Below are 12019 nucleotides of genomic sequence, written 5' to 3' on the forward strand. Positions count from 1 at the left end.
CAGGGGGGACGGATCGACCCGGCGACCACACCGAGAAGAGGAACTGTCATGAAGGCTGGGATCCACCCCACCTACCACGAGACCTCCGTCAGCTGCGGCTGCGGCAACTCGTTCACCACGCGGTCGACCAAGGCCGACGGCACCATCGCCGTCGAGGTCTGCTCGAACTGCCACCCGTTCTACACCGGCAAGCAGAAGATCCTCGACACCGGTGGGCGCGTCGCCCGCTTCGAGGCGCGTTACGGCAAGCGCACCCGATAGCTGTCTCCCAGCGCCCGTCCAGCCCTCTCCGGAGGGCAGGGCGGGCGCTGTCGTTTCTCCACCTCCGGGTGCCGCCCGCCTGCCGCACGTTCCCGAAAGGCCTCCGATGACCAGCCCCGCCAAGCCCGCCGCCGAACTCGTCCGCGAGTACGCCGAGCTGGAGGGCCGGCTGGCGGACCCGGCCATCCACTCCGACCAGGGGCTGGCCCGCAAGCTCGGCCGTCGCTACGCCGAACTCGGCCCCATCGTCGCCACCGCCAAGGCCCTCGACCAGACCCGCGACAACCTCGCCACCGCACTCGAGTTCGCCGCCGAGGACGAGTCGTTCGCCGCCGAGGCCGAGGAACTGCGCCCACAGGTGCTGGAGCTGGAGACCAGGCTCGTCGAGCTGCTCGCCCCCCGCGACCCCGACGACGCCAAGGACGTGATCGTCGAGGTCAAGGCGGGGGAGGGCGGCGACGAGTCCGCGCTGTTCGCCGGTGATCTGCTGCGGATGTACCTGCGCTACGCCGAGCGCCGCGGCTGGAAGACCGAGGTGCTCTCGGCCAGCGACTCCGACCTCGGCGGCTACAAGGACGTGACCGTCGCGGTGAAGTCCAAGGGCACCCCGGCGCCGGCGGACGGCGTCTGGGCCCGGCTGAAGTACGAGGGCGGTGTGCACCGGGTCCAGCGGGTGCCCGTCACCGAATCCCAGGGGCGCATCCACACCTCGGCCGCCGGGGTGTTCGTCTCGCCCGAGGTCGAGGACGTGGACGAGGTCACCATCGACCCGAACGACCTACGCATCGACGTCTTCCGGTCGTCGGGCCCGGGCGGCCAGTCGGTGAACACCACGGATTCCGCGGTGCGGATCACCCACCTGCCCACCGGCATCGTGGTGTCGTGTCAGAACGAGAAGTCGCAGCTGCAGAACAAGGAGCAGGCGATGCGCATCCTGCGCTCCCGCATGCTCGTCGCCGCCCGTGAGGCGGCCGACGCGCTGGCCGCCGACGCCCGCCGCTCGCAGGTGCGCACGGTGGACCGCTCGGAGCGCATCCGCACCTACAACTATCCGGAGAACCGGATCGCCGATCACCGCGTCGGCTACAAGGCCTACAACCTGGACGCCGTACTCGGCGGCGACCTGGACAGCGTGCTCGACGCGCTGGAGACCGCCGACCGCAACGAACGACTGGCAGGGGCCCACTGATGAGCCGTGAATCGCTGCGGGTCGCCATCATGGAGGCGACCAAGAAACTTGCCGAGGCCGGCGTCGGGTCGCCGCAGGTGGACGCCGAGCTGCTGGCCGCCCACCTGCTGGCCGTCGACCGCACCCGGCTCGGGATGACGCCGTTGGTGGAGCACAGCTGGGTGGCGGACTACCAGGCCGCGGTCGACCGGCGCGCCCAGCGGATCCCGCTGCAGCACATCACCGGACAGGCGTACCTGGGGGCGGCCACCGTGCTGGTGGGTCCGGGGGTGTTCACCCCGCGGCCGGAGACCGAGGTGTTGCTCGAATGGGCGTTGGACGCCATCAGCACGGTGAAGAACCCGCTGGTGGTGGATCTGTGCTCGGGCAGCGGCGCGATCGCGATCGCGGTCTCACTGGCCCGTCCGGACGCCACCGTCATCGCCGTCGAGGCCGACGCCGGCGCGCTGAGCTGGGCCCGGCGCAACATCGACCGCCACCAGCGGCACGGCGGCACGCCGATCACCCTGCGCGGTGGGGACATCTTCGACGAGCGGCTGCTGTCCGATCTCGACGGCAAGGTCGACCTCGTCACCGCCAACCCGCCCTACGTCCCCGAGGGGACGCCGGTCGAACCCGAGGTGTCCCACCACGACCCGGGGGTGGCGGTGTTCGCCGGCGCCGACGGGCTGTCGGTCATCAAGCCGATGATCAGTGTGGCCGCGGGCCTGCTCAAGCCGGGTGGATCGCTGGCGTTCGAGCACGACGACACCCAGGGCAGCAGCGTGCCCGCGCTGCTGGCCGCCCGCCGGGTTCTGGCCGGGGTCGAGGACCACGTCGACCTGAACGGGCGGCCGCGCTTCGCCTCCGCACGCCGCGTCGCGCTGCAGCACTAATCTGGGTCGGTCCCACCGCACCGCGCTACGGAAAGAGCACCTGACGTGACCGTCTTCGACTGCCTGGATCCGGTCTCCCGCCGCGAGGGCCTGGACGCCGCGACCACCGCCGCTCGCGGTGGTCGACTCGTTGTGCTGCCCACCGACACCGTCTACGGCATCGGCGCCGACGCGTTCAGCCCGACCGCGGTGCGGGACCTGCTGGCCGCCAAGGGCCGTGGGCCGGACATGCCCGTGCCGGTGCTCATCGGGTCGACCGCGACCCTGGCCGGCCTGGTCGTGGCCGTACCGCCGCGGGCGCGGCTGCTGATGGACGCGTTCTGGCCGGGCGGGCTGTCGCTGATCCTCGAGCACGCGCCGTCGCTGTCGTGGAACCTCGGCGACACCCGCAACACGGTCATGGTGCGGATGCCGCTGCACCCGGTGGCGCTGGAGCTGCTGCGGGCGGTGGGGCCGATGGCGGTCTCGAGCGCCAACATCAGCGGCCGGCCGCCGGCCACCTCGGCGCAGCAGGCCCAGGCCCAGCTGTCCGACAGCGTCTCGGTGTTCCTCGACGCGGGGGACAGCCCGGTCGGCGTCGCGTCGACCGTCGTGGACCTCACCGGTGACGTGCCGCTGGTGCGCCGGGTCGGTGCCGTGTCGGTCGAGCAGCTCCGCGCGGTGCTGCCCGAGATCGAGGTCCCGGCCGGGACGACCCCGGACGCCACGCCGCCGGTGGAGCTGGGCGAGCCCGCGGCCGGCGGGACAACCGTCGACGACACGGCTGCGGCCGGCGCCGACGCAACCGGGGCGGATCCTGTGCTCGAGGAGGCCGGGGCCGGTCGGCCCCCGATGATCGAGGCGGACCTCGACGCCGCGGACGACACCAACGACGGATCTGCCGCCCAAGACGACCCCGGTGACGCGTCGCCGGCCGGCGGCGGGGACCAGACGTCGACGGGGGACGGGCCGGCCGCCGGCGACGTCCCACCGGGGGCCGCGGTACCACTGGCCGCCGACGCCGGCGACGGAGCGCCGCTCGCGGACGCCACGGTGGCGTCAGGACACGAGTCGCCCCAGGAAGCGGCGTCGGAGCCGTCCGCGGACGACGTGGACGCCATCGACGGGGCGCCGCTCGCGGACGCCACGGTCGCGTCAGGGCACGCGTCGCCCCAGGAGACCGCGTCGGAGCCGGTCGCGGACGACGACGCCATCGACGGGGCGCCGCTCGCGGACGCCACGGTCGCGGCAAGGCACGCGTCGCCCCAGGGAGCCGCGTCGGAGCCGTCCGCGGACGACGCGGACGCGCCCTCCGGGCCGGCGACGGGTGACAGTGCGGGCGGCCGCCATGCGCGTCCGGACACCGACCGGTTCTGACTCCGCCGTACCCGCCGGACGGTACGCCGCCGCTCAGCCGGCCGGAACCGGGCCCACGGGGCGCCGGGACGGGAACACCCCGTCGCGCCGGAGCGCCACCAGCAGCGCGCCCAGAGCCAGGGCGCACAGCGACTGACCGGCCATCCCGGTGACACCGAAGGCGGTGATCCCCACGGCGGCCGGCGCCGGCGCGGCGACCAGCCACCGGCGGTCCCCCCGGCGGTACCCGACGACGACCATCACCACCGTGAGCAGCAACAGGGCCCGCACCGGATGCGCGATGCCCAGCATCGTCGTGAGCTCGGGTTTCACCTCCAGCCGAGGCGTCCAGTACGGATCGCAGACCGTGGTCATCCAGCCGTCCGCGTCGTAGCTGTTGTGGCACAGACCGTTGCCGTAGAAGGTGTAGCCGAATCCGGTCTCCACGGTGTTCTTCCACGGGAGCCCGAGGGACACCGTCGCGGCGACCGCGGCGATGACCAGCCAGCTCCGCGCGACCGGCCCGGGGCGTCGGCTCACAGCCGGCGGCCCGGGGAGAGCCACAGACCCAGCGCCGCGGCGAACGTGCCCATCGTCAGCACGAAGTTCGGCCCCGACGAGATGCCGGGCAGCACGATCAGCACCCAGAACGCGATCAGGGCGCCCACGCCGACCGCACCGGTCCGCCAGGCTCCCGCGGGTGCCCGCTGTTGGAGGCGGGCCGCCAGCGGCGCCAACTGGACGACCGCCGCCAGCAGCGCGAACACCGCCCACGTCGTGGTGGTCGACCAGAGGGCCTTGGCGGCGAAGTCCTCGCCGAACGGCAGTCCGGCGCCCAGCGGCACGAGGACCAGCGCGGCGAGCTGGAGCGCACCGGCGGTCAGGGCGCCACGGGTCGGGCGGGGTCCCGGGGCGGAGCCGGGCCACAGCGTGGTGGGCGGGCCGAAGGGGTTTCCCTGCTCGTACGGCCCCTGCGGGTGGTCCTGGCGGTCCGGTGACCCCTGCGGTGCCGTCGGTGTGGAGCCGTGCGCAGCCGGGTCGGCAGGTGACGGGCCCGGCGATCCCTGATGATGCTGCGGGTGGGAAGGACCCGCGGGCCGCGGCGCCGGCGGCGCGAGACTGTTCGGCGGCGCGCCGGTCGGGCCGTACCCGGCCCCCGGTCCGTGGCCGAGCGGCGGGGACGGGTGCGGGCCCGGTGCGTACGGGCCGGACATGGGCTGCGACATGGGGGGCGCCTCTCGGTCGGCATCATCGGAAACGGCTACGCAAAGTGACGGTTCCGGCGCCGCCGCCCGGCGGGCCCGGCCGTCACCTCGACGTCGGCGGACCTCCGGTGCCCTGGGCTCCCGGTCGGTCCGGTCCTCCGATGCGCCGGTCGCCCGGAATGTTCCCGAGGTCGCACCGGTCGCGCCCGCACCCGGACGGGCGGCGCGTCCGGCCCCGGACACACCGATGGCCGGACCGTCTCCGAGGAGACCTCCGGCCATGGTGGGAAGGACGACGGTGCCGCCCGGCGTGGGCGGGGTGTCCGACGGGATGGTGCCGGGCGCGGCGGGCGCCCGGGTGCGGGACCGTACGGCCCGGCGTGGGCCTGTCGGTACAGGTGAGACGGTCGACCGGTGGGCCCCGGCGTGGGGCCCGTCCGGTCGGAACGGCGATCCGGCGTGGATCGTGGGTGGTGCGGTGCGGCCGGACGGCGGGGCGGGGATCGAACCGGATCCCGTCCGATCGGGCGTCGAACGGACGGCATCCGGATCCCCGCGGTCAGGCGGCTCGTAGAAGGGATGCGCCGGACCCCGGTTTCGTCCCGCGATTCGGCCGAATCTTTCCGGTACTCCCGCGGTTACCCTGAGTCAGTGATTTCCTCGATCCCGGCGCGCGAGTACGGCCTCGTCTTCGCCACGGCGGTCGCGGTCACCTATCTCGTCACCGGGGTCGTACGGCTGTTCGCCACCCGTATCGGCGCGTTCTCACCGATCCGCGAGCGGGACGTGCACAGCGTCCCCACCCCGCGCATGGGCGGGGTGGCGGTGTACCTCGGGGTGACCGCCGCCGTGCTGATGGGCTACAACCTGCCGGCCCTGTCGGAGGCGTTCCGCAACAACACCGAGATCCTCGGTGTCCTGGTCGCCGGCGGGGTGATCTGCTTCGTCGGGGCCGTCGATGACCGTTTCGACCTCAGTGCGGTCACCAAACTGGCCGGTCAGGTGCTCGCGGCCGGCCTGCTGGTGCTCTTCGGGGTGCAGTGGGTGCTCCTGCGGCTGCCGACCGGCAGCGACGGGGACGTGGGCAACATCTACGTTCTCGGCCGCGACCAGGCGGTGATCCTGACCGTGCTGCTCGCCGTGCTGCTGACCAACGCGATGAACTTCATCGACGGTCTGGACGGGCTGCTCGCCGGAGTCGCCTTCATCTCCGCGATCGCGGCGTTCGCCTTCTCGCTGTACGTGCTCTACGACTCGGGCAACAACGGTCTCGCGCAGCCGCCGCTGATCGCCGCCGCGCTGGCCGGCGCCTGTCTGGGCTTCCTGCCGCACAACTTCTTCCCGGCCCGGATCTTCATGGGCGACTCGGGCTCCATGTTCATCGGCGTCACCATGGCCGCGGCGATCACCAGCACCGCCGGCAAGATCGACCCGCTGGCGTTGGGCACCCGGTCGTCGATCGCGCTGCTCGCGCCGCTGATCGTGGCGCTGGCGGTCGTGTTCATCCCGCTGCTGGACTTCTTCCTGGCGGTGGTGCGGCGGACCCGGGCCGGCAAGAGCCCGATGTCGGCGGACAAGAAGCACCTGCACCACCGCATGCTGCAGATCGGCCACACGCACCGCCAGGCGGTGCTGATCTTCTACCTGTGGGCGCTGGTCTTCGCCGGGGGAGCGGTGTCCCTGGGCTTCTTCAACTGGCAGGTGGTGATCGGGCCGTGGCTCGGGGGTGCCGTGGCGGCGCTCGTCGTCTCGGCCCACCCCTGGCTGCGCGCCTCTAGACTGAACCGGCTGCGGACCCGCAGCCAGACCCCGGCGGACTGACCGAGCCGCGTCGCGACCCCTCGGGCGACACCGAGGATCCGGTCGCCCGTCACCGCCGTCACCGACCCCGGTCGGTCCGGCCCCGCGAGAGGACGTCGTGCCCAAGCCCGACTCGGACGCCCTGCCGCCACTGCGGCTGGATTTCGCCGCGCGCGCCGAGGCGCAGGCCCTCACCGGCGGTGCCTGGTCGCTGCGGCACCTGCGGCTGTGCTGGATCGGGCTCGGTGCGGCGGGCGGCCTGCTGACCGTGGTCGCCTTCCTGGCCGCCGGGGCCGGTGCCGGCGTGGGCAGCCTGCTCGGGACCGTCATCGTCGGCGCGTTCTTCACCGTGTCGGCCGTGGTGATCGCGCGCGTCGGTGCGCGCCGTCCGCAGAGCGTCATGTGGGCCGCGTTGGGTGCCTACGTGGTCAAGATGCTGGCCCTGTACGTCGTCGTCGCGATCACCCCGCGGGACGGGTTCGTCGACACCCGGTGGCTCGCCGGTGCGGTCGGGCTCGGTCTCGTCGTCTGGCTCGCCGCGCACATGCGCTTTGTCTGGACAAACAAGATCATGTACGTCTCGCCGTCCTGATCCCGGACGTGTTGACCGGCAACGGTTCTCGTTCGGAGGGCGCTCGGGGGGAGGCGCGCCGGGCACGTGACTTAGGTCAAATACGGGTAAATGCGCGCGGTGCGGATGCAGCGCACCCATAGGGGGACTGATAGTGTCCTGAGCGCTATGAAGACACGGTTCATACCGCGCCAGCGCACTGAAGGCGCCGACATCGGTTGGTCCGTGATGACCACTCTGATCGGCGGTTTCGCCGTGTGGGGCGGCATCGGCTGGCTTCTTGACCTGTGGCTGGGTACGCGGTTGTTCACCCCCATCGGTCTGATCGTCGGCATGGCACTCGGGATCTACGCGGTGGTAGCCAGGTTCGGGCTCGCCGCGGCGCCCCCGCCCACCAAGCCTCAACAGCAATCACCCCGCGTTCCGCCGACCTCCGTCGGCGCCCGAGAGGAGAACGAGTGAGTCTGACCCTGTCGTCCGCGATGCAGTTGCTCGCGGCCGAGGGCGAGCCGTCCTTCAACCCGCCGACGGTCGAGCATTCCTTCTTCTTCGACAAGCTCGGTGACGGCACGGTCATCGCCTCCGTCAAGGCGATGGTGCTCCTGGTCCTGGGCTCGCTGTTGATCATCGGTTTCTTCGTGGCCTCCGCCCGCAAGGCGGCCGTCGTCCCCTCCAAGTTCCAGTTCATCGGTGAGTCGATCTACGGCTTCGTCCGCAACGGCATCGCCATCGAGGTCCTCGGCAAGGCCGGCAAGAAGTGGGCCGGCTTCCTCTCCACGCTGTTCGTCTTCATCCTCGTGATGAACCTGTGGGAGCTCGTCCCCGTCGCCCAGCTGCCCGTCACCTCGCACTTCGCGATCCCGGTGTTCCTGGCGATGCTGGTGTGGGTGCTCTACAACGGCGTCGGCATCCGCAAGCACGGCTTCTTCGGCTACCTGAAGATGCAGACGATCATCCCGGGCGTCCCGGTCGCGATGCACGCGCTGCTGGTGCCCATCGAGTTCCTGTCCAACATCATCCTGCGGCCGTTCACCATGAGCGTCCGACTCTTCGCCAACCTCTTCGCCGGGCACATGCTGGTCGCGGTCGCCGCCACCGGCCTGCTGTTCCAGCTCGAGTCCGGCGGCATCAACTACGCGATCGCCGTCCTGCCGGCGCTCGCCAGCGTTCTCCTCGTCTTCTTCGAACTCCTGGTCTGTGCGCTGCAGGCCTACGTGTTCACCCTGCTCGCTGCCATCTACCTCGAGAGCTCGCTGGCAGATTCGCACTAAGCTGCTCCGCGCGGTACCGCACCACCCCGCTCGTCCTGTCCTGTCTGTCCCGCCCCGAAGTGACTGACCACCAGTCCGGGTCTCGCAGCTCCACCGAAAGGGAGAACGAACTCCATGTCTGCTCTTGAAGCCACCACCCAGCTGGCCGAACTCACCGGCAACATCGGCACGGTCGGGTACGGCCTCGCCGCGATCGGCCCGGGCATCGGTGTCGGCATCGTCTGGGCGTCCTACATCCAGTCGACCGCCCGCCAGCCGGAGTCGGCCGGTCTGACCCGGACCTACGCGTTCCTCGGGTTCGCGGTGTCCGAGGCGCTGGCGCTGCTGGGCTTCGTCGTTCCGTTCATCATCACCTGAGCACGTCCACCACACCGACGGTTCCTGACGCTGTGAGGACGAGGAGTACGAGCTGATGTCGAAAGCGCTGATCGCCGCAGAGGGGGCGACCAACCCCATCGGGCTGCCCTGGGGCGAGGTCGTCATCGCGGCTGTCTGTTTCCTGATCCTGATCCTCGTGCTGCGCAAGTTCGCGTGGCCGATGTTCGAGAAGGCCTACGCCGAGCGGACCGCGGCCATCGAGGGCGGGATCGCCAAGGCCGAGCAGGCCCAGGAAGAGGCGGCGGCGGCCCTGGAGCAGTACAACCGCCAGCTGTCCACCGCTCGCGACGAGGCCGCCAAGATCCGCGAGGAGGCCCGCACCGCCGCCCAGGCGATCCGTGAGGACCTGCTGGCGCAGGCCCACGCGGACAGTGAGCGGGTGGCGGCCCAGGGTCGCGCCCAGCTCGAGGCGCAGCGGCAGCAGATCCTCGCCGAGCTGCGTGCCGACCTCGGCCGCACCTCCGTGGAGCTGGCCAGCAAGATCGTCGGCGAATCGCTGACCGACGAGGCGCGGCAGCAGCGGACCGTCGAGCGGTTCCTCGCCGACTTGGAGCGCTGATGCAGCACCTGGCCTCCCGGCAGTCGCTCGGTGCGAGCACCGAGACCCTGCTGTCCATCGCCGCCACGCTGGACGACACCGGTCTGCGCACGCTGGGCGAGGAGCTCAAGTCCGTCGCGGACCTGTTCAACCGCGAGCTCGGCATCCGGCGTGCGCTGTCGGATTCCAGTGTCGACGCGGAGTCCAAGACCGCGCTGGCGCAGCGGCTGCTCGGCGGCCGGATCGGCGATCCGGCCCGTCGCGTGCTCGACAAGGTGGTCCGGGAGAACTGGTCCACCGGTCGCGACCTGACCGACGCGCTGGGGCGGCTCAGCCGGACCGCGATGTTCCTGCGGGCCGAGCGGTCCGGCGAGCTCGACAACGTCGAGGACGAGATCTTCCGCTTCGGCCGGATCATCTCCGGCAACCCGGACCTGTCCAATGCGCTGGACGACAAGCAGGGCACGCCGGAGGCGCGCACGAACCTGGTCGACCGGCTGCTGGCGAACAAGGTCCATCCGTTGACCGTCGAGATGCTGATGGCGCTCGCGTCCGATCCCGGTGGGCGGTCCTTCAGCTACGGCGTCGACCAGCTGGTGGCCGAGGCCGCGCAGCGCAAGGACAAGGTCGTCGCGGTGGTGACCAGCGCGGTCCCGCTCACCGACGACCAGTCGGCCCGGCTCAACGCGGCCCTGGTCCGGATCTACCGCCGGCCCGTCGTCGTGCACGTCGAGGTCGAACCCGGCCTGCAGGGAGGCCTGCTGGTCAAGGTCGGCGACGAGGTGATCGACGGCAGTGTGGCCGGCCGCATCGCCGAGATCCGCTCGCGGCTCGCAGGTTGATGCCTACATTCGTGAGTAGCACAGCAGTACCGGCAATGAACAACGAGATGCAGCAGATACAGAGAACGGGAACGCGATGACCGAGTTGACGATCTCCGCTGACGAGATCCGCTCCGCGATCGATGGCTATGTCGCCAGCTATTCGCCCGAGGTGTCCCGGCAGGAAGTCGGTGTCATCACCAACACCGGTGACGGCATCGCGACCGTCGAGGGCCTGCCGTCGGCGATGGCCAACGAGCTGCTCGAGTTCCCCGGTGGGGTGCTCGGCGTGGCGCTGAACCTGGACGTGCGCGACATCGGCGCCGTCGTCCTGGGTGACGCGAACACCCTCGAGGAGGGCCAGCAGGTCACCCGCACCGGCCAGGTGCTGTCGGTGCCCGTCGGCGACGCCTTCCTCGGCCGCGTGGTGAACCCGCTGGGCGAGCCCATCGACGGCCTGGGCGACATCGTCTCGGAGACCCGTCGTCCGCTCGAGGTGCAGGCGGCCACCGTCGTGCAGCGCAAGGGCGTCCACGAGCCGCTGCAGACCGGCATCAAGGCCATCGACGCCATGACGCCGATCGGCCGCGGGCAGCGTCAGCTGATCATCGGCGACCGCAAGACCGGCAAGACCGCGGTCTGCGTCGACGCCATCATCAACCAGAAGTCCAACTGGGAGTCCGGCGACACCGACAAGCAGGTGCGCTGCATCTACGTCGCGATCGGCCAGAAGGGCACCACGATCGCGGCCGTCAAGCAGTCGCTGCTCGACGCCGGCGCGATGGACTACACCACGATCGTCGCGGCTCCCGCGTCGGACTCCGCGGGCTTCAAGTGGCTGGCGCCCTACACCGGCTCCGCCATCGGCCAGCACTGGATGTACCAGGGCAAGCACGTTCTCATCATCTTCGACGACCTGTCCAAGCAGGCCGAGGCCTACCGCGCCATCTCGCTGCTGCTGCGCCGCCCGCCGGGCCGTGAGGCGTACCCGGGTGACGTGTTCTACCTGCACTCCCGTCTGCTCGAGCGTTGCGCGAAGCTGTCCGACGAGCTGGGTGCCGGTTCGATGACCGGACTGCCGCTGATCGAGACGAAGGCCGGTGACGTCTCGGCGTTCATCCCGACCAACGTCATCTCCATCACCGACGGCCAGGTCTACCTGCAGTCGGAGTTGTTCAACTCCGGCGTCCGCCCCGCCATCAACGTCGGCATCTCGGTGTCCCGCGTCGGCGGTGCCGCCCAGGTCAAGGCCATGCGCAAGGTCTCCGGCACGCTGCGTCTGGACCTGTCGGCCTACCGCGAGCTCGAGGCGTTCGCCGCCTTCGGTTCCGACCTGGACGCGGTGTCCAAGCGTGCGCTGGACCGTGGTGCGCGTCTGGTCGAGCTGCTCAAGCAGCCGCAGTTCTCGCCCTACCCGGTGCCGGAGCAGGTCGTGTCGATCTGGGCCGGGACCAAGGGTCACCTGGACCGGGTCCCGGTCGCCGACGTGCGCCGCTACGAGGCCGAGCTGCTGGAGTCGCTGCGGCACCAGCAGAACGGTCCGCTGCAGGCCATCGCGGCCGCCAACGACCTGTCCAAGGAGACCGAGGACGCGCTGCTGGCGGAGCTGGAGAAGTTCAACAACAACTTCACGACCTCCGACGGCACCATCCTGGGCCGCGAGGCCGAGGTCGCCGCGATGGACGCCAAGAACGTCGGCCAGGAGAAGGTCCAGGTCCGCAAGCCGGCAGCCAGCGGTTCGAGTCGCGCCTGATGGTGCTTCCGACGACGTGCGA

General features: G+C 71.0%; 13 protein-coding genes and 1 pseudogene. 12 read left to right on the plus strand and 2 right to left on the minus strand.

Features of this window, described 5'->3' with window-relative positions; translation table 11 throughout:
• Nucleotides 1-48: 48 nt before the first annotated feature.
• The 4 genes and pseudogenes from rpmE to DB033_RS21770 all read left to right on the plus strand — a co-directional run.
• Nucleotides 49-261 (plus strand): 50S ribosomal protein L31, encoded by a 213-nt coding sequence (rpmE, locus tag DB033_RS03425; protein ID WP_111765460.1) that lies wholly within the window; start codon nt 49-51, stop codon nt 259-261.
• 106 nt (nt 262-367) lie between these two features.
• Nucleotides 368-1450: a peptide chain release factor 1 gene (gene prfA / locus DB033_RS03430; protein WP_111765461.1), complete on the plus strand. Its 1083-nt coding sequence runs from the start codon at nt 368-370 to the stop codon at nt 1448-1450.
• A complete protein-coding gene (gene prmC / locus DB033_RS03435; protein WP_111765462.1) occupies nt 1450-2325 on the plus strand; it encodes a peptide chain release factor N(5)-glutamine methyltransferase in 876 nt (291 codons plus the stop codon). The genes prfA and prmC overlap by 1 nt, the downstream gene beginning before the upstream one ends.
• A 45-nt stretch (nt 2326-2370) precedes the next feature.
• Nucleotides 2371-2991, plus strand: a pseudogene (locus DB033_RS21770) (L-threonylcarbamoyladenylate synthase); the annotation flags it as partial.
• Between the two features lie 723 nt (nt 2992-3714).
• Here the strand turns inward: DB033_RS21770 and DB033_RS03445 are convergent.
• Together DB033_RS03445 and DB033_RS03450 are read right to left on the minus strand one after the other, a co-directional pair.
• Nucleotides 3715-4200 (minus strand): hypothetical protein, encoded by a 486-nt coding sequence (locus DB033_RS03445; protein WP_157970486.1) that lies wholly within the window; start codon nt 4198-4200, stop codon nt 3715-3717.
• Entirely contained in the window at nt 4197-4886 is a 690-nt protein-coding gene (locus tag DB033_RS03450; protein ID WP_111765464.1) for a hypothetical protein, read from the minus strand. The genes DB033_RS03445 and DB033_RS03450 overlap by 4 nt, the downstream gene beginning before the upstream one ends.
• 630 nt (nt 4887-5516) lie before the next feature.
• On the opposite strand from DB033_RS03450, the gene DB033_RS03460 reads away from it, so the two are divergent.
• The 8 genes from DB033_RS03460 (at nt 5517) to atpA (ending at nt 11997) form a co-directional block, all read left to right on the plus strand.
• Entirely contained in the window at nt 5517-6686 is a 1170-nt protein-coding gene (locus tag DB033_RS03460) for a glycosyltransferase family 4 protein (RefSeq protein WP_240615714.1), read from the plus strand.
• Nucleotides 6687-6783: 97 nt separating this feature from the next.
• Complete coding sequence (locus DB033_RS03465; RefSeq protein ID WP_111765467.1) at nt 6784-7257, plus strand: Cg1360 family ATP-synthase-associated protein; 474 nt, start codon at nt 6784-6786, stop codon at nt 7255-7257.
• 207 nt (nt 7258-7464) lie between these two features.
• Nucleotides 7465-7698, plus strand: a complete 234-nt coding sequence (locus DB033_RS21040; RefSeq protein ID WP_205843628.1) for an AtpZ/AtpI family protein — start codon at nt 7465-7467, stop codon at nt 7696-7698.
• Complete coding sequence (atpB, locus tag DB033_RS03475) at nt 7695-8507, plus strand: F0F1 ATP synthase subunit A (protein ID WP_111765468.1); 813 nt, start codon at nt 7695-7697, stop codon at nt 8505-8507. Before DB033_RS21040 ends, atpB begins: the two co-directional genes overlap by 4 nt.
• Nucleotides 8508-8621: 114 nt before the next feature.
• On the plus strand, nt 8622-8864 hold the full coding sequence (gene atpE, locus DB033_RS03480) for an ATP synthase F0 subunit C (RefSeq protein ID WP_111765469.1): 243 nt from the start codon (nt 8622-8624) through the stop codon (nt 8862-8864).
• 55 nt (nt 8865-8919) lie between these two features.
• Entirely contained in the window at nt 8920-9444 is a 525-nt protein-coding gene (locus tag DB033_RS03485; RefSeq protein ID WP_111765470.1) for a F0F1 ATP synthase subunit B, read from the plus strand.
• The gene (locus DB033_RS03490; protein ID WP_111765471.1) at nt 9444-10265 is read left to right on the plus strand and encodes a F0F1 ATP synthase subunit delta; all 822 of its coding nucleotides are present in this window, start codon (nt 9444-9446) and stop codon (nt 10263-10265) included. The genes DB033_RS03485 and DB033_RS03490 overlap by 1 nt, the downstream gene beginning before the upstream one ends.
• 76 nt (nt 10266-10341) lie before the next feature.
• Nucleotides 10342-11997 carry a F0F1 ATP synthase subunit alpha gene (gene atpA, locus DB033_RS03495; protein WP_111765472.1) on the plus strand — a complete coding sequence of 552 codons (1656 nt, stop codon included), beginning with the start codon at nt 10342-10344 and terminating at the stop codon, nt 11995-11997.
• The last annotated feature ends 22 nt before the right edge of the window (nt 11998-12019 follow it).

The sequence above is a fragment of the Nakamurella deserti genome (assembly GCF_003260015.1).
GTDB classification, from domain to species: Bacteria; Actinomycetota; Actinomycetes; order Mycobacteriales; family Nakamurellaceae; genus Nakamurella; species Nakamurella deserti.